The organism is Flavobacterium sp. JP2137, from assembly GCF_050562195.1.
In the GTDB taxonomy this organism is placed as follows: Bacteria; Bacteroidota; Bacteroidia; order Flavobacteriales; family Flavobacteriaceae; genus Flavobacterium.
Map to the genome: position 1 here is coordinate 1,919,566 of NZ_CP191647.1, position 19,988 is coordinate 1,939,553.

General features: G+C 36.4%; 28 protein-coding genes. 17 read left to right on the forward strand and 11 right to left on the reverse strand.

Annotated features, from left to right (window positions below; all coding sequences use genetic code 11):
* Positions 1 to 17: 17 nt before the first annotated feature.
* The 15 genes from ACQZ43_RS08360 (at position 18) to arsB (ending at position 10,673) form a co-directional block, all read left to right on the forward strand.
* A complete protein-coding gene (locus ACQZ43_RS08360; RefSeq protein ID WP_430611599.1) occupies positions 18 to 494 on the forward strand; it encodes a hypothetical protein in 477 nt (158 codons plus the stop codon).
* Positions 491 to 685 (forward strand): hypothetical protein, encoded by a 195-nt coding sequence (locus ACQZ43_RS08365; protein ID WP_430611601.1) that lies wholly within the window; start codon positions 491 to 493, stop codon positions 683 to 685. Before ACQZ43_RS08360 ends, ACQZ43_RS08365 begins: the two co-directional genes overlap by 4 nt.
* Before the next feature lie 12 nt (positions 686 to 697).
* On the forward strand, positions 698 to 1,300 hold the full coding sequence (locus ACQZ43_RS08370; RefSeq protein WP_430611603.1) for a PRTRC system protein E: 603 nt from the start codon (positions 698 to 700) through the stop codon (positions 1,298 to 1,300).
* A 19-nt stretch (positions 1,301 to 1,319) separates the two neighbouring features.
* A complete protein-coding gene (locus ACQZ43_RS08375) occupies positions 1,320 to 1,538 on the forward strand; it encodes a PRTRC system protein C (protein ID WP_430611605.1) in 219 nt (72 codons plus the stop codon).
* Between the two features lie 17 nt (positions 1,539 to 1,555).
* Positions 1,556 to 2,728: a hypothetical protein gene (locus ACQZ43_RS08380; RefSeq protein ID WP_430611607.1), complete on the forward strand. Its 1,173-nt coding sequence runs from the start codon at positions 1,556 to 1,558 to the stop codon at positions 2,726 to 2,728.
* A complete protein-coding gene (locus ACQZ43_RS08385) occupies positions 2,725 to 3,450 on the forward strand; it encodes a PRTRC system protein B (RefSeq protein WP_430611608.1) in 726 nt (241 codons plus the stop codon). The genes ACQZ43_RS08380 and ACQZ43_RS08385 overlap by 4 nt, the downstream gene beginning before the upstream one ends.
* A complete protein-coding gene (locus ACQZ43_RS08390) occupies positions 3,450 to 4,256 on the forward strand; it encodes a PRTRC system ThiF family protein (RefSeq protein WP_430611610.1) in 807 nt (268 codons plus the stop codon). The genes ACQZ43_RS08385 and ACQZ43_RS08390 overlap by 1 nt, the downstream gene beginning before the upstream one ends.
* Positions 4,257 to 4,546: 290 nt before the next feature.
* Positions 4,547 to 5,509: a helix-turn-helix domain-containing protein gene (locus tag ACQZ43_RS08395; RefSeq protein ID WP_430611612.1), complete on the forward strand. Its 963-nt coding sequence runs from the start codon at positions 4,547 to 4,549 to the stop codon at positions 5,507 to 5,509.
* Between the two features lie 65 nt (positions 5,510 to 5,574).
* Positions 5,575 to 6,243, forward strand: coding sequence for a hypothetical protein (locus tag ACQZ43_RS08400; protein ID WP_430611614.1), 669 nt, complete (start codon positions 5,575 to 5,577; stop codon positions 6,241 to 6,243).
* 362 nt (positions 6,244 to 6,605) lie between these two features.
* On the forward strand, positions 6,606 to 7,184 hold the full coding sequence (locus tag ACQZ43_RS08405; RefSeq protein WP_430611616.1) for a Crp/Fnr family transcriptional regulator: 579 nt from the start codon (positions 6,606 to 6,608) through the stop codon (positions 7,182 to 7,184).
* A gap of 64 nt (positions 7,185 to 7,248) precedes the next feature.
* The gene (locus tag ACQZ43_RS08410; RefSeq protein ID WP_430611618.1) at positions 7,249 to 7,617 is read left to right on the forward strand and encodes a DUF4260 domain-containing protein; all 369 of its coding nucleotides are present in this window, start codon (positions 7,249 to 7,251) and stop codon (positions 7,615 to 7,617) included.
* A 538-nt stretch (positions 7,618 to 8,155) separates the two neighbouring features.
* Positions 8,156 to 8,485, forward strand: a complete 330-nt coding sequence (locus ACQZ43_RS08415) for an ArsR/SmtB family transcription factor (RefSeq protein ID WP_430611620.1) — start codon at positions 8,156 to 8,158, stop codon at positions 8,483 to 8,485.
* A gap of 66 nt (positions 8,486 to 8,551) precedes the next feature.
* Positions 8,552 to 9,007: a DUF6428 family protein gene (locus ACQZ43_RS08420; protein ID WP_430611622.1), complete on the forward strand. Its 456-nt coding sequence runs from the start codon at positions 8,552 to 8,554 to the stop codon at positions 9,005 to 9,007.
* A gap of 13 nt (positions 9,008 to 9,020) precedes the next feature.
* Complete coding sequence (locus tag ACQZ43_RS08425) at positions 9,021 to 9,629, forward strand: low molecular weight phosphatase family protein (RefSeq protein ID WP_430611624.1); 609 nt, start codon at positions 9,021 to 9,023, stop codon at positions 9,627 to 9,629.
* A 9-nt stretch (positions 9,630 to 9,638) separates the two neighbouring features.
* Positions 9,639 to 10,673: an ACR3 family arsenite efflux transporter gene (gene arsB / locus ACQZ43_RS08430; RefSeq protein WP_430611626.1), complete on the forward strand. Its 1,035-nt coding sequence runs from the start codon at positions 9,639 to 9,641 to the stop codon at positions 10,671 to 10,673.
* 86 nt (positions 10,674 to 10,759) lie between these two features.
* On the opposite strand, the gene ACQZ43_RS08435 is transcribed toward arsB, so the two are convergent.
* Together ACQZ43_RS08435 and ACQZ43_RS08440 are read right to left on the reverse strand one after the other, a co-directional pair.
* Positions 10,760 to 11,152 carry a DNA-binding response regulator gene (locus tag ACQZ43_RS08435; RefSeq protein WP_430611628.1) on the reverse strand — a complete coding sequence of 131 codons (393 nt, stop codon included), beginning with the start codon at positions 11,150 to 11,152 and terminating at the stop codon, positions 10,760 to 10,762.
* Between the two features lie 273 nt (positions 11,153 to 11,425).
* A complete protein-coding gene (locus ACQZ43_RS08440) occupies positions 11,426 to 11,713 on the reverse strand; it encodes a helix-turn-helix domain-containing protein (RefSeq protein ID WP_430611630.1) in 288 nt (95 codons plus the stop codon).
* 216 nt (positions 11,714 to 11,929) lie between these two features.
* Here ACQZ43_RS08440 and ACQZ43_RS08445 point away from each other — a divergent pair, with 216 nt between their 5' ends.
* Entirely contained in the window at positions 11,930 to 12,679 is a 750-nt protein-coding gene (locus tag ACQZ43_RS08445) for a hypothetical protein (RefSeq protein WP_430611632.1), read from the forward strand.
* Positions 12,680 to 12,841: 162 nt separating this feature from the next.
* Positions 12,842 to 13,645 (forward strand): TIGR02391 family protein, encoded by an 804-nt coding sequence (locus ACQZ43_RS08450; RefSeq protein ID WP_430611634.1) that lies wholly within the window; start codon positions 12,842 to 12,844, stop codon positions 13,643 to 13,645.
* 54 nt (positions 13,646 to 13,699) lie between these two features.
* On the opposite strand, the gene ACQZ43_RS08455 is transcribed toward ACQZ43_RS08450, so the two are convergent.
* The 9 genes from ACQZ43_RS08455 to ACQZ43_RS08495 form a co-directional block, all read right to left on the reverse strand.
* Positions 13,700 to 13,990 (reverse strand): molybdenum ABC transporter permease, encoded by a 291-nt coding sequence (locus ACQZ43_RS08455; protein ID WP_430611636.1) that lies wholly within the window; start codon positions 13,988 to 13,990, stop codon positions 13,700 to 13,702.
* Between the two features lie 120 nt (positions 13,991 to 14,110).
* The gene (locus tag ACQZ43_RS08460) at positions 14,111 to 14,560 is read right to left on the reverse strand and encodes a DUF3872 domain-containing protein (RefSeq protein WP_430611638.1); all 450 of its coding nucleotides are present in this window, start codon (positions 14,558 to 14,560) and stop codon (positions 14,111 to 14,113) included.
* Between the two features lie 12 nt (positions 14,561 to 14,572).
* Complete coding sequence (locus ACQZ43_RS08465) at positions 14,573 to 15,133, reverse strand: conjugal transfer protein TraO (RefSeq protein WP_430611640.1); 561 nt, start codon at positions 15,131 to 15,133, stop codon at positions 14,573 to 14,575.
* Between the two features lie 20 nt (positions 15,134 to 15,153).
* A complete protein-coding gene (gene traN / locus ACQZ43_RS08470; RefSeq protein WP_430611642.1) occupies positions 15,154 to 16,047 on the reverse strand; it encodes a conjugative transposon protein TraN in 894 nt (297 codons plus the stop codon).
* Between the two features lie 26 nt (positions 16,048 to 16,073).
* Complete coding sequence (gene traM / locus ACQZ43_RS08475) at positions 16,074 to 17,408, reverse strand: conjugative transposon protein TraM (RefSeq protein ID WP_430611644.1); 1,335 nt, start codon at positions 17,406 to 17,408, stop codon at positions 16,074 to 16,076.
* 12 nt (positions 17,409 to 17,420) lie between these two features.
* Positions 17,421 to 17,681: a nitrogen regulatory IIA protein gene (locus tag ACQZ43_RS08480; protein WP_430611646.1), complete on the reverse strand. Its 261-nt coding sequence runs from the start codon at positions 17,679 to 17,681 to the stop codon at positions 17,421 to 17,423.
* A gap of 11 nt (positions 17,682 to 17,692) precedes the next feature.
* Entirely contained in the window at positions 17,693 to 18,316 is a 624-nt protein-coding gene (gene traK, locus ACQZ43_RS08485) for a conjugative transposon protein TraK (protein WP_430611648.1), read from the reverse strand.
* Between the two features lie 23 nt (positions 18,317 to 18,339).
* Complete coding sequence (traJ, locus tag ACQZ43_RS08490; RefSeq protein WP_430611650.1) at positions 18,340 to 19,335, reverse strand: conjugative transposon protein TraJ; 996 nt, start codon at positions 19,333 to 19,335, stop codon at positions 18,340 to 18,342.
* A 2-nt stretch (positions 19,336 to 19,337) separates the two neighbouring features.
* The gene (locus tag ACQZ43_RS08495) at positions 19,338 to 19,970 is read right to left on the reverse strand and encodes a DUF4141 domain-containing protein (RefSeq protein ID WP_430611652.1); all 633 of its coding nucleotides are present in this window, start codon (positions 19,968 to 19,970) and stop codon (positions 19,338 to 19,340) included.
* Positions 19,971 to 19,988 lie beyond the last annotated feature (18 nt).

Below are 19,988 nucleotides of genomic sequence, written 5' to 3' on the forward strand. Positions count from 1 at the left end.
TACTAATAACAAACATTATGGCAAATTGGTGCAGCAATACGATTGTTTTTGAGGGAAACGAGGGAGTAATCAAACAAATACAACAGCTTTTTCAAACAATGAAGAAAAAAGAAGAACAGACAGAACAAGGGCAATTACCTGATTTTGTCCCAAATGAAAATGGAGGGTATTTCTTTAATATCTATTGGAACGAGGGAGATACAGGTGTTTTTCAGTACGAAACAAAATGGTCACCCAATATTGAAATTGTCCAAAAGATAGCAGAATACTACCAAGTGAATTTCGTACAGGACTATGAGGAAATGGGCAATCTTGTATATGGTAGGGCAACATTTTCTGACAAGGTACTCACGGATATTTATTTGGAAGAGGAGGATTTTGAAACGTATCAGTTTGACGAAGAAACGAATACCTATCACTTTGAGGGAGAAGCGTACGAAAGTGATTGTGAAATTTTGGAAACCCTATTGGAGCGCAAAATAACAATCCTATGAAAGTAACAGACTTAAACGGTTATCCAATCGAAGTAACCGACCTAAAGGAAGCAATCCATATAACCAAGCGGTACACCAAATACAGGCACGAGGACAAAAACTACACCGATTTTGATAGACGACAGAACGCCTATTGGACGGATATGTACGAGAAACTGACAGCAATAAAAGCACGAGTAAAAAACCATTAAAATTTTAGAACGATGAACGCAAATTTTTTCAATCAGATAACGCAGTTGAATTTTACAGGTAATCTTCAACTTACCATAGCAAAAGGAGCAGAAAACAATCTTATTGTTTCCTTAATACTTCAGAATGAGCAATGCGGAGATAACGCAAAGCAACTGATACCACCATTTAATTTAAGGGGAACAGCGGAAGAACTCGACAATGGTTTTTTTGATAAGATAACCGCACCTATTCAATCCGCTTCGGGATTAATGGTAGATATGGAAGCTTTTATGAAGCAATTGGAGCAGGCTAAAAAGCAGTCGGCAATGGAGAAAGAAAAAATCGACAAACAGAAGAAAGAGCAGGAAGCCAAAGACAAGAAATTCAAAGACGCAATGGCAAAGGCGGACGAATTGGAGAAAGAAAGCAAATTCCGTGAAGCGTGGATGAAAGTACCTGATATAACCGAGTTTCCAGAAAAGGCGGACGAGATACGCAAACGTAAAATTTCATTATCCGACAAGTTTGCCACACCAAGCCTTTTTGGAGCAGAGGAAGAAAAAACCGAACCATTACAAGAGGAAACTTTGTCCGATTATCCGATAGATGAAGCGGAAGAAGAACAAGAATATTAATCTGAAAAAATTAGAAATTATGTTATTAGCAACACAGTTAGAGCGAGTATTTATACTCAAAGATAAAGGACAAGAAATCCGATTGACCGACCCCGAACCACGTTGGAGCGTGGAAGCCGTATTGAATTTTTACGCCAATACATACCCCATATTGACCACCGCCAAAATATCTGTACCGCAAATTAAAGACGATGCAGTAGAGTACAAATTTGAGAGCGTAATGGGTACAAAAGGTTAAACCAAATTTTTAAAGCGATGAATTATGCACAAACATATCATATCGGGGACAATCAAACCACCCGAACAAAAACAACAAAGGCAGTTGTTCCAACAGTTGAACGAGTTCGCCAATTGGATGCAAAAACCAAAGGACGCAAACGAAATTCTCAAAGACAAACGGAAATCAGTTCCAACGGAAATGTTGCCAATGGTTTTCTAAGAACTTCTTTTTTGCCCAAACTGAAAGAAACCAAAACGGTACAGGCTTGTAAGAAAACTGCAAAAACGCAGAGGGATTTTTATAAGTCCCTTTCCCAACTTGCCGAACATTACAAAATAGAACCAATACAGACCAACCAATTTGAATATCCCTACAATATGGCATTGGCTATTTGGGATATGGAAGAAAAACTAAAGCAACATGTGCTGAATTGGGAGGAAATACGTTTGATACAGGACAGTAAGAAAACCTATTTTATCAGTGAGGAAAAATATAACACAGGTACAACACTTTATTATATTCCGATTGAACCGCTATATCAGATGTTACACGACCCCAAACGGAAAAGGAATGCGCAATTGCTCATTTCTGTTTGCTCTTATCTGTACCACATTGCGGATATTCCTTATTTCAGACAGGAAGAAAGCTATTTGTATTGGATGTACGAAATGCACAAAGATTGGGTGGAACAGGACGATGAAACGGAAGAAACCGAAGTGTACAAACGGGAGTTTATAAAAGCGGAATTGATTGGCGACAGCATAGAAAAAAAACTTTTTAACCGTGTCAATTTACAAGTATTTGAACAGCGTTTAATCACTTTTAAAAGTCGTGATACATTTGACCACGATTGTTGGCAGATGGCTTGTAATGCCTTTGCGTTATATACAGAATATCCAAGCGCAAGTATTTTCCGAAATGCACCAATAAATGAAGACCCCGAAAGTGAGGAAGAAGAAAACGAAATCATTGGTATGGAAAAGTACATTTCTTTTATAGCACACACAAAAGGATGGTTATACGAGAGCATTGCCGACAGCATCAATAATGAGTTTAACGAATACGGAGCAATGCAAGAACCAACCATTTGCAAACGTTTTGACGGAAGTCAAATAATAACAACCAACCTTGATTTTGAGAACAGATTGTTTGCCCTTTTGAACGATATATGTAACCTATTGTACAACTATGAAACGACAAGAAAATGAATAATACGAACGACATAACCGCAAGTTTCGGAACATTATACCACCCGAAATCCGCTTTAGTGTTCTATGAAACCAAAGGAACGACTACAGATGTGTATGTGGAGCATTTTGATATGGATAAAAATGGAAATCTCCTCAATGCCCATCCTTTGACCGAGCGTGAAGCAAATGTATTGGCAAGAGCATTACAGACCGAAAAGGACAAGGATAATGTCTTTTTAAAATCCAATGGGATTTTGCCGACAAACATTCTGCATATCAATCCGAATACCGATAAAGGTGCGGTACTGTGGTACACCAAAGCGCAAAGGCGACAACTGTATTTTGTGAGTGGTTTGGACATCCCCAACGGATTGGCGTATGTACCGCCAATGATTTGGTTTGCTAATAAAAACAGTCTTTCGGTATTTGCATTGGCAAGTGATAGAAGACCGACAGAGAAAACGCCTTTATATTTCGCACCATTTTTAAATATCTATGAAGATGGTAAAGTATGTATGGGTTCGGTCAATATCAACATTACAAACTCGGCTTCGGTCGAAGATTTTATAATGGCTTGGGAAGACTATTTTTTCAATAGTTATTTCAGTCACTTATTGGGCAATAATAGCCCGATAAATGGCAATTGTGTAACCTTTTGGAAAGACCTAATCCAAACAGGCAATCCCTTTCCTAAAGAGGTATTGAAAAAGAATAACAAAACACTTAAAAATCTATTGTGATGAATACAGAGAAACAAAAAATGCATTTTACGGATAGTTATCTGATAAGTCCAACCAATCCGATTTCGGTAAACGTAATCGGTGCAGGTGGTACAGGTTCAAAAGTCTTGACCGCCTTAATGGAAATGAATCACAGTTTAATAGAATTGGGACACGCAGGTCTGCAAATCCGTCTTTGGGATGATGATATTGTAACCAATGCCAATTTAGGCAGACAGCGTTTTGCAGAATGTGAAACAGGATTGTACAAATCCGTAGCACTCATCAATCGAGCAAACCGTTTTTCGGGTACAAATTGGAAAGCGGAAACCATTTTATTTGAGAAAGACGGTTTAGGAAGATTGCCCGAATATGCACAAGCAACCATTTACATTACTTGTGTGGATAACGTAAAAGCGAGGTTTGGCGTTGCCGAAATACTAAAAGAATTAAGCAACCGCAGACACCATCGGGACGAACCCAAATATTGGTTGGACTTTGGCAACAGCCTGCATACAGGGCAAGTATTACTATCCACTATCGGAGAGATAAAACAACCCAATTCTGAAAAGTACGAAACGGTGGCAAGCCTGCCAATGATTACGGATGAATTTGGAGAATTATTAAAACAGTCTGAAGAGCAGGACGACACGCCAAGTTGTAGTCTAGCCGAAGCATTAGAAAAACAGGATTTGTTTATCAATTCCTCTTTAACTCAAATGGGTTGTTCATTATTATGGAGCTTATTTCGCTATGGAATGACCCCATACAGAGGCTTTTTTCACAATTTGAAAGAATTTACTACCCATCCCATAAAGGTCGCCTGACCCCACTCCGATAGCTATCGGAGTGGGCGGCAAAAATGCAATTCCTCGCTTCGGTCGGAAACGCATTTTTGCGATTAAAAAGGTGCAACCACTTTGTCAAAATGTACCTTCGCACAATTCCTTCCCTTACATTTTATCAAACAGGTTACGAGATTTTTTCGTGGGATATTTGGTATCCCATTTATTGTATTTGGACTTGACTTCTTTTCTTTCCATACAGCGACCAAAGCAAAAGAAACAAAAGAACGTCGCTCTGATTATATTAGCTTAGATTTATTAAATTTGCTATTTTGAAAATAGCTGTTTCTATTTCTTTTAAATACAGCATAAATGTAATCCGTCAAGTTTTGTCCAAGAAAAAGAACATTTCCATTTTTCATCCTTTTGATTTTAAAAATCAATTTGTCGATTTTGCACCACATCAGGCAATATTGAGAGAAAGCGTAAACGATTTTTTCATTCACGCTTTGAACGACAAAACAATAAATCTACGATTACCATTGCCACCGCATAAAAAAACAGTAAATGATTTTTTCATTGTTACGGAAGGTTTCGCAAAACGACAGGTCGGAATAAATGCTTACAAGATTCATAAAAGCGAGTTATTGAGTGTGCCGCAATTACAGGTTTCTACAACTGACTTTTATTCAGAAAATCTAAATGGTTTTTATTGTCATTTTTCAGATGATTTCCTTGTAGATAATTCACTTCTGCTAAATTGGCAACTAACAAACAGTCAATTAAACAAAACAACCATAAACGAAGAAACTACAGACCGAATCTATCAATTGCTCACAATGATGAATAATCTTTATAGGAGTAATTGGACTCAAAATAAAAAATTGATTGCTCAATATTTACGGACTGTTATTACAGAAATCAACTTTCAAAAAACAGAAGCCAATCAAGGGAAAATCAATAAAAAACGAGATTTAACCGCAGATTATATAGGATTGATTAATGCCAATTTAGATAAAGCGTACAATATAAGCGAACTGGCAGAAATGCTACACATTACACCTAATCATCTCAATAAAACTATAAAAAAGGATCTTGGAAAATCAGCACAAACGGTGTATAATGAAATCCTTTTGCAAGAAGCTAAAGTATTGCTCTTGCAAACCTCAAAAGACATAAGCGAGATTGCTTTTGATTTGGGATTTAGCGATTTATCATACTTTGGCAAGTTTTTCAAAAAACTATCACAACAATCTCCATTAGAATACCGCAGAATGATTGAAAAGTACCAATAATTGATTTGTTCTTGCTTAATAATGATGTGTTGAAGATTTAATTTTGCACAAAACAATATTAAGATATGAAACACTTCAACAAAGTACTTTTAGGAATAACTTTGTTTTTGTCTGCTTTTTCGACAAAAGCACAAGAAACAACTATTCCTGCGGTAAAAAATCCGCCAATTTTTATGGAAACTTTCGCAGGAGACCGTGCATTGGCTTACCAAATGATTATCAATAAAAAATTACAGAGTATTCCTAAACTCGGTTTTTTTGGTGTTACCAATATCCAGGCTGAATGGGGAGAACCAAAAGTGAACGATTATATGGTTCAGGGAAATTTGACATATAGCATCGTTAGAGGGATTGATTTGTCAAGTGGCTTCATCTGGAATCCTATTGACGGAATCCGACCATCGGCAGGAGCTATTTTTTCGTATGGTAATCCCAAATTATTAGCCGTTGTAAATCCAAGAGTTGATTTGTCCAAAAACGCAAATTTTGATGCGCTCGCATTGGTGGAATACAAGCCGGCAATAAACGAAAAACTAAATCTATACACCAGACTACAAGGATTATATACGCACAACTTAGGGTACGATTTTCACACTAGAAGTTATGTGATGCTTCGTGCCGGATTGACCTACAAAGACATTTCTTTTGGAGCAGCGGCTAATTTTGATTGGTACGGACCTATGAAAATCAATGAAAATAATTTTGGAGGATTTGTTGCTGTGAATTTGTTTTAATTTAAAAGGCTTTAAATTTTACGCATTGCTAATCAATTATCTATATTTAATTAGCAATGCCAAATTAATTAGGTGCAACCCCTTTGCTAAAATGCACCGCTCCACAATTCCATTCTTACATTTTATCAAACAGGTTACGAGATTATTGCGTGGGATATTTGGTATCCCATTTGTTGTTTTTGGAACTTCTTTTCTTTCCACATCTACGAGAAAGAAAAGAAGCAAAAGAACGTCGACCATTAAGGTTTGAACTCTTGAAGCAATAATATCATTACAAATTAAATCTAAAATAAGACTTTTGTCATTGATCGATAGCTATTTGTATCTTTGTGATTGATTTACAATAATTTCAAAATCTTACCTTGGAAGAATTTAATAAAGTAATACAGACACATTTCGGACAACTTACCAATAAAGAGTTGGCAACAATTCATTCATATTTTCATGAAGAACAGCTTCAAAAAAATGATTTTTTCACAAAGTCAGAAAAAGTTTGCGACAGGCTCAGCATCGTGAAATCCGGAATTTTAAGAGTTTACGCTTTATCAGATGGAAAGGAAATTACACAATGGATTTCTACTGAAAATTTCTTGATTACGGAAGTTTCAGGTTTCTTTTTTGACCAGCCTAATCGCTGGACAATACAGGCGTTTACCGATACAAAATTATTGACTATTACCAAAACAAACTACCATAAACTTTGCAAAGAGTTTCCCAAATGGAATACCATTGAAAAAAGATTAATTCTAAAATGCTTTGCAATGATTGAGGATAGAGTTTTCTCTCATTTATCAATGACAGCAGAAGAAAGGTATGATTTGTATTTTGAACAAAACAGAGCGTTGTTTAATCAGGTTCCTTTACAATACATTGCCTCTGTTTTGGGAATGTCACCCGAAACATTTAGCAGGATAAGAAAACGTCAGGCTGAAAATTCTTGATTTTTGTCAAGAGATACCGAAGTGAATTTTTACACTTTTGTATTCTAATAATAAATCAGTAGCTATGACAAACAAAATGGATAATCTTTTGAAGTTGGAAGAATTGGGACAGTTTATATTCTCTATAATCCTGTTTAATCAATTGGATTATTCCTGGTGGATTTTCCCAATCTGTATTCTATTGCCCGATTTATCAATGATTGGTTATTTAATCAATACCAAAATAGGTGCTTGGCTATATAATTTCTTCCATCACAAATTGTTAGCTATAATTATTATGATTTCTGGGTTTTGGTTAAATAATTCATTGCTCACATTAGCAGGAGTGATTTTATTCGGTCATTCATCAATGGATAGAATGTTTGGCTATGGACTAAAATTCAAAGACGATTTTAAAAACACCCATTTAGGTTGGATTGGAAAAAAAGATTAAGAATTACCCCTTTAAAAAATCGAGTGATCTCAAGATTATTCGATTTGCTTTTTTAAACTATATTTTCTAAAGGATTATTTGCGTGGAGCAGGTTGTTCGGTTTTACTTCCTGCTGTTGTTTCTCCTTGTCTTTCTTCATTGGGGTATATGACAAAATAATAGAATGCCGTTGATAATGAAATCCGTTCTACTGAACAGATAATTAAAGATGTTTCAAAGCTCGAAAATTCCTTTGCACATGTCATTACGCCTAAAAATTTCTATAGTTTATCCAATAGACAAGCTCTATCCCTATAACGAGAGGAATAATACCTAGCACTAATTGAGAAGTAACCCAGTATTTGGTTTTGGATCGACTTCTTTTCTTTCCATATCTGCGACCAAAGAAAAGAAGCAAAAGAACGTCGCTTGATTTATTTAGTTATCAAAGTTTTAATTTATAATATCTGACCTATTTTGAAAAAAAATAAATAAACCTTGTTGGATTAAATTTAATATCGTAATATTGCGATATTAAATTTAATTAAAAGATTTATAAATGGGAATAACTAAATCAGAATTGTTCAGTGACAAGAAGAATACGTTAGCAACTATGTTTAAAGTTTTAGCTCATCCTGCAAGATTAGCTATTTTACAATATATAATAAATCAAAAAGCGTGTATATGCAATGATTTAGTAGAAGAGTTGGGATTGGCACAAGCCACGATTTCTCAGCATTTAAAAGAACTCAAGACTAGTGGACTCATTCAAGGCACTATTGAAGGAAAATCTGTTTGCTATTGTATCGACGATGCCGTATGGAAAGATTTTTCAGAAGAATTCAAAGACTTTTTTGCACAGAATATCGATTTGAAAAAATGTTGTTAAGCATTTTTTTACAAAGTAACATCGTAATATAACGATTTATTGAGAAATAATTTAAATAAAAATAGTATGAAACTATCAGAAATCAAACAAATCCTTCCAACATTAGAAAATGTTGAATTTCAATTAGAAGACGGAACATTTGTACCGGAACACTTTCACGTTACCGAAGTAGGACAAATTATTAAAAATTTCATTGATTGTGGTGGAGTAACACGCGCAGAGAACACTGTGAATTTCCAGTTGTGGAATGCAGACGATTATGAGCACAGATTAAAACCTGGTAAGCTTTTACATATCATTGAACTATCCGAAACAAAACTGAATATCGGAGATCACGAAATCGAAGTAGAGTATCAAAGCGGAACCATTGGGAAATTTGGTTTGGAATTTAATGGTAAGAATTTTGTTTTAACGAACAAAACCACAGCTTGTTTAGCACAAGATGCTTGTGGTATTCCTAATCTCTCGGAAATGGACGAATCAAAATCCAATAGCTGTGCACCAGGATCAGGCTGTTGTTAATCAAAACACCATTATGAACACAAAATTAGTAAATACAGTTACCGATATACTAAAATTTGAAATCAATCAAGGGCGCAAAGCTATTTTGCAACCCTTGATTGACTATATCCAAGGTAAATCTACAGATGGCTTAGATATTAACATCAATTTTATCTGTACTCATAATTCACGTAGAAGTCACCTGTCTCAAGTATGGGCAAAAATAGCGGCGGCATACTATCAGATACCTAGGGTTTTTTGTTATTCAGGTGGTACAGAAGAAACAGCTATGTTTCCTAAAATTGCAGAAACATTTGAAAAAGCAGGAATCGAGGTAATTACCATTTCCGAAGGTTCTAATCCGGTATATGCACTCAAATATGATAAAAATGCGTTACCGATAATAGGTTTCTCTAAAACATACGATGCAGCATTCAATCCTCAATCCAACTTTGCTGCCGTCATGACCTGTTCACAAGCAGACGGCGGTTGTCCATTTATTGCTGGTGCTGAGAAACGTGTACCTATTACATTTGAGGATCCTAAAGTCTCGGACAATACAGACCAACAAGACCAGGTCTATAATCTTAGAAGTTTAGAAATTGCTTCAGAAATGTTTTATGTCTTTTCACAAATAAAATAAAGAATAGCGATGGAAGTAAAAATGAAGTTTCTAGATCGGTATCTAACACTTTGGATCTTTTTGGCAATGGGATTAGGTGTGCTCTTAGGGAATTTATTTCCAAGTATTTCTAATTTGATGGATTCACTATCAGTTGGAACCACAAATATTCCATTGGCTATCGGACTGATCATCATGATGTATCCTCCTTTGGCTAAAGTAAATTATAATCTTTTACCTCTTGCGTTTAAGGATAAAAAAGTGCTTAGCTTATCACTTATCTTGAACTGGCTTGTTGGTCCTATCTTGATGTTTATTCTAGCAGTGATATTCTTAAGAAATGAGCCAGACTATATGGTCGGATTAATTCTTATTGGTCTCGCACGATGTATTGCTATGGTCATTGTATGGAACGATTTGGCGAAAGGAAATAGAGAGTATGCCGCTCTTCTAATTGCATTAAACAGTGTTTTTCAAATCGTATTTTACAGCTTTTTTGTTTGGCTATTTATCAATGTACTACCTTCTTATTTTGGTTTTGCTGAATATGCTATTTCAATAGAGATGAGCGAAGTTATTAAAAGCGTACTCATCTATTTAGGAATTCCTTTTTTAGCAGGATTTTTAAGTCATAAATATCTTTCTAAAATAAAAGGTGAGAATTGGTATACCCGTAAATTTATACCATTTATATCACCATTTACCCTGTATGCTTTGCTATTTACAATTGTGTTAATGTTTAGCCTAAAAGGGGAGCAAATTGTACAACTACCTATGCAAGTGGTTAAGGTGGCCATTCCATTAGTGATTTATTTTGTATTGATGTTCTTTATCAGTTTTTTTATGAATAAATCCCTGAATGTAGCCTATGATAAGAATGCAGCTATTTCTTTTACTGCCACAGGAAATAACTTCGAATTAGCCATTGCGGTAGCTATAGCAGTATTCGGAATACATTCTCCACAAGCATTTGTGGGAGTTATTGGTCCATTGATTGAAGTACCGGTCTTAATCCTGTTAGTACGTGTCAGTCTTTGGCTTAAAAAGAAATATTATAAAGTATAAGAGTAGATATTTTATGCCGTTGAAGCGTTATTGATTAAAAAAAATATTCTTCTGCGATTTTTACTGCTCCCCAACTAAAATATCTATCAGCCATTGGAAACACTTTCAATGGCTTTTTTTACATCGTCTGCATCGCTACCGATAAGCAGATAACTGGAAAAACCTATTTGTAAAAGAGCATTTATTGTTTCTTCTTCATCAATATCACTATGGGCAATCAATTTTAAGGCTGGATACTTTGTTCTTAATTCTTGAAGTTGTTTCAATACATTCTTATCGTAAAAATCAAGGTCAATAATACAAACTGTGGGAAGTTCTTTTAATGCTGATAATTGAGATAGTCCGTCTTCAATGTTTTCCGAACGAAACAATACTTCAATTCCTGAAGCAACGAGGTCGTTGCAAATCAAATCCAAAATTGGACTTTTATCATTGATAAAGGCGAGGGTGATTTTTTGTTGTGCTATACCAGTTTCCATATTGTATCTTTTTTGAGTTGATGTAGCCCTGCACAAAAAATAAAGCGCAGGCAACTACACTTACACCGACATTGAGGCACTGGTATACCCGACAACGAATAAGCGAGCGCCCACGCCTATGGCATGAGCGTTCTTCCTTATTGTCCCGTTGTCTAAAAATTACCAGTTTTCAATGTGGGACTTAAAGTAAAAACACTTTAAGATTTTTCTATATGTTCCTACAAAGATACTAAAGTGGTTCCGATACGAAAACACAATCTGAATAAAAATTGGTTATATATTGGATGTATAATTCTGTTCCAAAATTGTCAGAATATCACTTTCCTTATAAATTATTTTACCCCCTATTTGTATATATGGCAGGATTTTATCATCTCTATATTGCTGTAAAGTCCGTTTGGTAATGTTCATCATCAAACACACTTCCTGGTTATCCAGCCATTTCTCTTCTTTGAAAATCGGTGTGTATTTCCTTGTGGCATTTTCGGTCATTTCCAAAAGTTCACTTAGCTCATTCTTCATTTCATCCAATGCGGATTTTTGTATTGCAATAACTTCCATAAGTTTATCCTTTTTCTGTGGAAGTTGAATTTACAAAGGGTTTCTAAGGGATTGTACAATGTTGTAGCAATTGGCATTGAATGGCGGTATTTGGCGTATGACTGTAATTACGAGAGGAATTATTTTGTAAATTTGAAAAGATAAGTACTACTGAGGAATATACAAAATAGGCAATGTGTATATTTGAGAGTTGGGAGATATAATAAAACTGAAAATATGGAGAAAATAAGATTCTATTCAAGTAACATTGGTCCAATAAAAGAAAATGAATTAAAAGCTTTAAAAAAAGCTATTCAAATTTGCTTTGAGAATAATGAAATTCAAGAAATTACTGCTTTAATTCATACAAAAAATAATACTGGATATTTAGAGAGAATTTTTGAAACAAGAGATGCGAAAAAAATTTTTAACGGAATAAAAATTGACCCATCAGTTCCAATTATAAAAACGGAAACGATAAAAACAATTAATGATGATTGGAATAAAAAACGCGTTTTAATAGCTTTTGGTTTACGCTCCGAAGAATTATATTTATATGATGAATTTGAAAGTGTTGTTGCGATAATTGCACATCAATGGAATGAAAATGGTGTTCAAGAATGGGCTAAAACTTGGGGGGCAGTTGATATTTTAACTAATCGAACTTCTGAAAAATATAATCAACCTGATAAAGTTGTTCAAAATGCTCTAAATGATTTAACGAGATCTATTAATATGTCTACAGGAATAACGCATCCATCGGATGAAAATTTATGCAAAACATATTTAAGAGCATTAAACAAATATGAATATAAACTAAATCCAGTTGAAATTAACAGTTATTTATTATCTGAACTAAATTGGCAATCTGATGATGTAAAAGACGTAGTAAAACTAATTGATAAGCTAAACTCTGGAGGCTATTTTAAAGGAGGTGATAAAACTGGACTTCAAAATCATATTAAAAGATGGAAAACTGAAAATTAAAAATACATCACCCAACCGCTTGGCAATATGGTAGGTTTAGACTTAATTTGAAGTTGGTTTTTTTCTCGTAAAATCAGTATTAACCGAAAGGTTAGACTTCCTTAATCCGCTACATCGCAAGCCGTCAAATGTTATACCTCATTATAAACACACCTTATATCAATGACAAAAAGTTTTAATCCGAGCACATTAAGAAGTATTTCCATAATAATTGGAGAAGAAATTTTGACTCATAAGCAAATTAATGAGCAATTTCACAATTCAGGACTTATAGATACTGGAGAAGGAACAAATAAACCAGATAGAATTTATTACACATTAGCATCAAGACAGAAACAAGATAATTGTGGTAATAATGTTTTAAGCTTTATAATAAAAATTATAGACCCTAAACGTTACGACAGCGAAGCGAGTTTTGAAAAGCACCGAACTTCTATAAATGAAAAATTACTTTATGAAGGAATTGAAATAAATAAAGAAGGTCAACCAAAAATTGTAGATAAAGCTAAAACTATACCCGAAGCCAAGAATCGTTCTATGAAAATAAAGGAACGAGTTCACGGAATAGGAATTCATCAGGATATTTTACTGTATTGCGAATCTGAATGGCTTAACGAAAATTATTTTCATGCAATCCTTGAAATTACTAAAAGTATTGCTCATAAACTTCGCCAGAAAAGCGGTTATATCTCTGACGGAGCATTATTAGTTGATGAATGTTTTGGTTTGGGAAGTGAAAAAAAACCAATGTTAGCATTTAACCTTTTACAATCTGAAAGTGATGAAAGCGAACATAAGGGATTTGCTAATTTTATAAAAGGATTTTTCAGTATGTATAGAAATCCTAAAGCGCATGATCCAAAACTATTAGAAGACACGCAACTGACAGAAATGACAGAAGTATTAGTCGTTGCGACAATAATTCAAAATAAACTTGATAAAACATATAAAACGGGATACAAATAACGAGGCATGACAGCTATACAAGATTTTGAAATCCACGTTTATCTTCGGCTATTGTTATAGAAGGCTTTTTTCTGTTTTTACTTTTTGTTGTTGTTTTTCTTTATCTTTCTTCATGTGAGAATACGACCAAATGAAAAGAATACCGATAATAATCAAAACGTAGGCAATCCACTTACCTATACGCTCTACAAAACGGATAAATACAGATGATTCAAAGCTTGAAAAACCCTCAGCACCTACAGCATTACGCCTGTAAAATTTCCTGCGGTTTACCCAATAAACAAGTCCTATTCCTATAACAAGAGGAATAATCCCCAGCATCAGTTGAGAAGTAACTGCATCCATACCTATAAAATTATGATTTAAGTAAATTTAAACAAAATCATTCATACACTGATAGTTAAAAAGCAAAAAACCGACCTGTAAAATTGTTTACAGGTCGGTTTTGTTTTATATGGTGTTTTTCTAATTACTACTATTAAAGTCAAAACTTAGTTGCTTTTCGTTCCCGAAACTATCCGAAATCCAAATTTCAAAAGATTGTGATACGTTGGAATTTGAAATGTAATACAACCTGAATTGTTCCGTAGGTAATGGATACAGATCATTCGGTAAATACGGAGGTTCATCATAATGCTGAAGTGTGCCTTGTCCGTCAAACTGAAAGTAACGAAGATAGTATTGCGTGTTGTTATAATTACCCGTTCGCTGTATGGTTAACCTGATTTCTACCGTCTGCCCATTGGCTATTTCTTTCGGAACAGGCATCATCTTTACCTCAAAAGGAAAATCGTTTTGTATTTCCAGTTCATCGTCTTTGCTACAGGACACTAGTGTAACCGAAGCTGTTAGGATTGCCAAGAGTAGATATATCTGGCTTAATCCTATTTTAAATGGTTTGAAAAATGTTGTCATTATTATACGTTTTTAAAAGTTAAACCTTAATCCTAGACCTGCGGACGGTCGGAACTGTTGCAGATCCGTACTCCATAATACTTTTGTACGTCCTTGCAAGATTAATACAAATCGGTCGGACAGGTATGTTTCAAAAGTTAACCGTCCACCAACTCCGTAAATGAAGTTGTCTTCACTCAGAATTTTCGCTCCGTCATACAACATCGTTTCACCACGGTTGATGTTTTCGTAACCGACTACACCTGTTATTCCGGCATTAAGCATAATGTTCTTACGAGCATCGCCCAACAGGAAGAAACTATAACCGCCCTCGGCAGTATAAGTTTCCTGCGGTATGCGAAGGTCTTTGTAGTCGTGGTATTGGTGTGTATATTCCAACGCCCAAAGCTGGTAATTGCCGTTTTTACCGTTCACGGTCATTCCGATATTGATGTAATAATCATTCCCAATATTATCATTGGATAATACGCCTGTATTAATTTCCAATCCTTTCTGTTTAGGTAACATCCGTTGTGCCTGAGTGGCGGTGATACCCATCAAAACGAGCATCACGGTATAGATATACTTTTTCATATAATTGCTTTAAAAGGTTATTAAAATTTAAGGTGCATATCGTTTATTAATCGGGCTTTGATTAAATCGGAATTTTCCATCTGAAGCGTTTGATGTCTGCCACCGTTTTTCTCGAAAATTTCAATCAGTAATATCTTGTCATCAGCAATGGTAAACTGGTCTAAAAGGAATACGTTTTGTTCCGTCGATTTTCCATTAATACCGTCCAATGGTTTGTAAGTTCTTAACGGTATCATCGGACGTTCCTGTACCACGGTCCGTTTGGCTATCTTTTTATCCACTACTTTGAAATTGATAAAATCAATCTGAAAAGGCACGTTGGTACGGTTTCTTACTTCTGTATGGAAATAGTATTTACCGTTATGAATGTAAATTCCTTTCAGGATAAACTGAATACCGAAACTCTTAGCTCCGATATGTTTTACAATGCGTTTATCGTTCTTGTAAATTGTTTCCAATAGCAAGCCTGCCAATGATGGTGAATTGTTACCCAACTCTTCAAAAAGCACATCGTTTCCATTGGTTTTGTCCACTGCCTTTTGCATCGACAAAAGATCATAGCTCAAGACATCGGGATAAGAACTGTAATAGACATTAAAGCTGTAAAAGCGTCCGTCATTTGTAATCACTGAAAAATTGGTTTCGGATTCAAAATCCCTTACCGAAGCTTTTACACGCAATACATTTTCGGCATCTTCTGCTTTTCCTGCAATCAAATATTCACTTCCCAAATCAACGTATCTAATACCGGTAGGGAAAATCAGATGGGAAGTTTTGTCGTAAGTGACTTCCATTTGGTAAGGTTCTATTTTGCCTAAAGCAAGTGGTGTTCTTATACTGTCTTGTGCAAAAGAGGATATGGCAAAGCCGATCATCAGGGCGAATGCCCAAAAGGTTTTTAAATGATTTTTCATTGTTTTTAAGTTATTTGAGTTCAACATTATTTTTTAGTAACAAGAAATACTTGATGCCCTGCTTTTAGGGTCACTTTCGGTGTTCTTACTTTCTTGGCGAAATAACCGGAAATTCCCTGTACCACGCCACGACTAAGGTCTGCCGCTACCTGCTGTCCTGCCGATTGCGTAAGCATTACGCTGGTTCCTGAAGTCTGGCTCATATTGCCAGTCATTTCGGTAAGGGCATTCATTTCTGATGAATACGGCACGAACAAACCTTGTTGTCCATCCAAATCGTAAATGGTTATATCTACCGGAATGATGTTGCCTTCCAATTCTATAGAAGTAATTTTTAGCTGTAATCGACCTGTTTGAAATTTTGCATTAGCGGTTACAATCGTTCCTTTCGGAATGGTGCGATTAGGTGTTTGGGCAGATTCCAACAAGCGCAAACGAACTCCCGTTTCGCCAATAACCGTCTGTTCATCGTGTACACAGGCTTTGATACTGTTTTTGGGTTGTACAACTTGCTCCGCCAAACCTGCGGTATAAAAGCCACGGTTTCTGGTTTCGTTCCAATCGGCTATAAAAGCACTGTCGGTAGGCTCACGGTACAAAGCAGAAACGGTGTTCTTTCTTGATGAGGTAAAGGATACAAATTGTTCCTTTTGTGTTGAAGCCGTTGTAGCTGGAGCAATACTTTTAGCAGGTGCAGCTTCTGTCGAATTTGTTCCTGTTGGCAAATACTTTGCTGCCATTTGGTAGGATTTCTCCATTAGGGCAAGTTGGTCATCTACAGTTGTAACAGGTGGCACATCTTTTTCAGCCAGTTTTTCTTTCATCTCGTCCAACTGTTTACGGAGTTCCATTGTTTCGGAATTTTCATTCTGATAAAATGAACCCAATGTGTTTTGCATATTACGGTAACTACTTAATGCTGGATTGCCAGATTTCTCTGGATTTTTACTACCGCCAAAACCATAACTTTCGTCGACGTCGGGTATTTCGTTTTCATTATCCTCTGAGCTGTCCGTGTTCCAGTAGTCCGAAAGCGTAGTTAAAGCATTTCGCTTTTCTTGATCTTTACGTTCCAACATTTCCAATTCGTAAGCCTTGCCTTTGTCGGCAGGCATTCCTGCACCCGTTGCTTGTGGGACAGCATCGTTTAACCCAATGTTTTCGATTTCGTTTTTTTCTGTGGATGGTTTAAATATTAGGTACATACAACCCAAGAAAACCACACTCATTAAACCAAAGATGAGCGGTTTTTTAAGCTTGTCCATTTTGTTCTGTGTACCGTCTTGTAGTACATCAGCGGTTGCTGCCGGGTTCCCTTCCGTTACCCGAACAACTGATTTTTTGTTCTCATTTTCTTTCATAAATCGTATTTTTTAGAATTGTTGATAATGTGTCCTGCAATCTTGCAGGGCTTTCTTTTTTTTAAGGACAGGGTTTTCGATATGCTCGATAACCATATCATTATCGGACTTAGCCGTATCATACCAGACTTTGAAAATGACAGCTGCGGTAAGCAATAAATACCCGACAAAAAAGTACAGCGTGTATTGGTGCTGTTTCCTCAGCGGTAATGCCCGAAAGCGATTGTCCAGCTTGTCAAAATAGCTGTCAATGTTTGCTCTTAATTTTTTCATATCCTGAATTTTTAGCGTTCAATGACTTCTATATCTTTGTTTTCCATCACCGCAAACTTTTCAATGTTAAAGCCCTGTGGATTGTTGTCCGAACGAACAGAATTCACCAGATAGCAGGAAGTCATCAGATTTCGTTTAGTTACATTGCTCGAACGGATAATGAATTGTTTGGCGTAGGTACGCACCGAATACGGATAGGTATCAAAATTGCACACCACACTATCCACTTCGATGCGTTGTTGCACATTCCCCGATATGATACGGCTGTAGTACCCTTTCTCTGACAAGTCTTTGTAATAGTCAAAGGCACTTTTGTCAGCAAGATTAAATGCCCGTTTCATATTGCTTTCGATAGCACTCTTATCAGGTGCCAGCGTAAAGAATAGCTCGTGAAATCGTTTGACGTGTTCCCTTGCTTCTACAGGGCGGTTGATACTTGCATCTTGTGCTAAAGCCAACATCAATGATTTGCCATTGTCCAAGACATATACTTTTTGGCGTTGTAGCTCCGCAAAGTGGTAGGATTGCCAGACGGCATATCCTACAACACTTATGCAGAGTACGGCAAATACAATGGCGTACAGCCTGATTTGGCGAAAACTGTTTTCAATATTTCTTAAGGTTTTAAATTCCATTTTCTTGAATGATTAGATTGTTTTTATTTGCCCATTAACTTACCACCGATATTTCCGGCTGCCGAACCTGCTCCAGCTCCAGCAATATTTCCGGCTTTCATCGTCGCTTGGTTTACATTACGGGTAAAGTTTCCTGCACCTCCGGCTTGGATAACCCAACCTGTTACCGTTGGAATGGTAAAATATCCTACGATACCAATGATCATAAAGATGATATATACGGTATTGCTCGTATCGGGTATGTAGGTCGGGTCAGCAAGCATTGCGATATCTTTTTCGATAATGAGTGACTGTATCTTGGCAAGCATGGAGCTGAACAAGTCAGCGACTGGAAGCCAGAGATAAACACTCACATATCGGGTGAGCCATTGGGTGAGTGTACTCTGAAAACCATCCCACACGGAAATAGCAAAAGCTATGGGTCCGAGAATGGATAGAACGATCAGAAAAAACGTCCGTATGGTATCAATGACCAATGCTGCCGCCTGAAACAGCACTTCGAGCAGGTTACGAAACCAATCCTTTACGCTTTGTTCCATACTGTGCATACCACGTTCGATGTACATTCCCGACATCGTTGCCAAATCGGATGGCGACCAACCCAATTCTTCGAGTTTTTTATCGAACTCCTCATCGCTTACCAGGTAAGCAGTTTCTGGATTTCGCAACATCGTTTCCCGTTCCAACAGGTCTTTTTTAGCTTGTAAATCATTAAGATCAAGCACCTGATTTTCAAGAATAGCGTGGGTTCCCGTAACCACCGGGCTTAACACGGCATTGATGGTTCCCAATACCATCGTAGGAAAAAACATGATACAGATGCCCAATGCGAAAGGACGGAGCAACGGATACATATCAATCGGTTCTGCTCGGCTGAGTGCCTGCCATACTTTTATGGCGACATAAAACAAAGCTCCTAAGCCCGCTACACCTTTAGCTACTGCCGCCATATCTGCGGAGAGTGGTAACATCTCATCATACAAGGAACGCAGGACTTCGTGAAGATTTTGAAATTCCATAACTACCAGTATTTTTGGTTTGAAGTCCCGTACAGGTCAAGCACTCTTTTGGTGTTGTTCTGTTTTTTCGCTCTTAAGAAACTTACGGAGATATTTTTATTGGTGTAGTAGCGTACCAGACTGTGGTATTCTTTAACTTCTTTATACACTTTGTCAATAATATCCATACGCTCTTTGTCATTTAGTGACAGGCTTGATGACGATACGATTTGTTTGAGTTCTTTCAACAGCTCGGTACTTTCATTCAACAGTGCTGAATAGCCGTTGGCTATAGCTGCTAATTCCTGCGGAGAAAAGTTCGGATCGTTCATCATTTTACCAAAATTCTGAACGTACATTTCGGAAACATTACCCACTAGTAGTACGGTCTGTTGTACCTTTCGGGCATCTTTTACCAGATTGTTTACTGCTTGTAGTTTGTCGTAGTATTCCTTACCCTGATTGTACATCTTTTCAACTTCTTTAAAGTTCTTAATGACGTTTGATACCGTTGTAGAGGTCTGAACGATTTCGTTGGCGCTGTTAAGAATACCCGATGCCAGATTTGCTGGATCGGTGACTACAAATTGCGCTTTCGCTGATGGTGCTACGGCAAGCATAAGTGCCGTACATACCAAATACATGATTTTTTTCATTGTTTTAAAATTTAAAAT

Bases quoted from the DNA above. Each gene is read 5' to 3' on its own strand.
- traN (WP_430611642.1), bottom strand. From the start codon at position 16,047: ATGAAAAATCATTTAAAAACCTTTTGGGCATTCGCCCTGATGATCGGC.
- traJ (WP_430611650.1), bottom strand. From the start codon at position 19,335: ATGGAATTTCAAAATCTTCACGAAGTCCTGCGTTCCTTGTATGATGAG.
- ACQZ43_RS08420 (WP_430611622.1), top strand. From the start codon at position 8,552: ATGAAACTATCAGAAATCAAACAAATCCTTCCAACATTAGAAAATGTT.
- ACQZ43_RS08385 (WP_430611608.1), top strand. From the start codon at position 2,725: ATGAATAATACGAACGACATAACCGCAAGTTTCGGAACATTATACCAC.
- ACQZ43_RS08370 (WP_430611603.1), top strand. From the start codon at position 698: ATGAACGCAAATTTTTTCAATCAGATAACGCAGTTGAATTTTACAGGT.
- ACQZ43_RS08435 (WP_430611628.1), bottom strand. From the start codon at position 11,152: ATGGAAACTGGTATAGCACAACAAAAAATCACCCTCGCCTTTATCAAT.
- traK (WP_430611648.1), bottom strand. From the start codon at position 18,316: ATGGAATTTAAAACCTTAAGAAATATTGAAAACAGTTTTCGCCAAATC.
- ACQZ43_RS08465 (WP_430611640.1), bottom strand. From the start codon at position 15,133: ATGAAAAAGTATATCTATACCGTGATGCTCGTTTTGATGGGTATCACC.
- ACQZ43_RS08400 (WP_430611614.1), top strand. From the start codon at position 5,575: ATGAAACACTTCAACAAAGTACTTTTAGGAATAACTTTGTTTTTGTCT.
- ACQZ43_RS08375 (WP_430611605.1), top strand. From the start codon at position 1,320: ATGTTATTAGCAACACAGTTAGAGCGAGTATTTATACTCAAAGATAAA.
- ACQZ43_RS08365 (WP_430611601.1), top strand. From the start codon at position 491: ATGAAAGTAACAGACTTAAACGGTTATCCAATCGAAGTAACCGACCTA.
- ACQZ43_RS08445 (WP_430611632.1), top strand. From the start codon at position 11,930: ATGGAGAAAATAAGATTCTATTCAAGTAACATTGGTCCAATAAAAGAA.
- ACQZ43_RS08390 (WP_430611610.1), top strand. From the start codon at position 3,450: ATGAATACAGAGAAACAAAAAATGCATTTTACGGATAGTTATCTGATA.
- ACQZ43_RS08410 (WP_430611618.1), top strand. From the start codon at position 7,249: ATGACAAACAAAATGGATAATCTTTTGAAGTTGGAAGAATTGGGACAG.
- arsB (WP_430611626.1), top strand. From the start codon at position 9,639: ATGGAAGTAAAAATGAAGTTTCTAGATCGGTATCTAACACTTTGGATC.
- ACQZ43_RS08455 (WP_430611636.1), bottom strand. From the start codon at position 13,990: ATGGATGCAGTTACTTCTCAACTGATGCTGGGGATTATTCCTCTTGTT.
- ACQZ43_RS08495 (WP_430611652.1), bottom strand. From the start codon at position 19,970: ATGAAAAAAATCATGTATTTGGTATGTACGGCACTTATGCTTGCCGTA.
- ACQZ43_RS08360 (WP_430611599.1), top strand. From the start codon at position 18: ATGGCAAATTGGTGCAGCAATACGATTGTTTTTGAGGGAAACGAGGGA.
- ACQZ43_RS08380 (WP_430611607.1), top strand. From the start codon at position 1,556: ATGAATTATGCACAAACATATCATATCGGGGACAATCAAACCACCCGA.
- ACQZ43_RS08425 (WP_430611624.1), top strand. From the start codon at position 9,021: ATGAACACAAAATTAGTAAATACAGTTACCGATATACTAAAATTTGAA.
- ACQZ43_RS08440 (WP_430611630.1), bottom strand. From the start codon at position 11,713: ATGGAAGTTATTGCAATACAAAAATCCGCATTGGATGAAATGAAGAAT.
- ACQZ43_RS08480 (WP_430611646.1), bottom strand. From the start codon at position 17,681: ATGAAAAAATTAAGAGCAAACATTGACAGCTATTTTGACAAGCTGGAC.
- ACQZ43_RS08415 (WP_430611620.1), top strand. From the start codon at position 8,156: ATGGGAATAACTAAATCAGAATTGTTCAGTGACAAGAAGAATACGTTA.
- ACQZ43_RS08450 (WP_430611634.1), top strand. From the start codon at position 12,842: ATGACAAAAAGTTTTAATCCGAGCACATTAAGAAGTATTTCCATAATA.
- traM (WP_430611644.1), bottom strand. From the start codon at position 17,408: ATGAAAGAAAATGAGAACAAAAAATCAGTTGTTCGGGTAACGGAAGGG.
- ACQZ43_RS08460 (WP_430611638.1), bottom strand. From the start codon at position 14,560: ATGACAACATTTTTCAAACCATTTAAAATAGGATTAAGCCAGATATAT.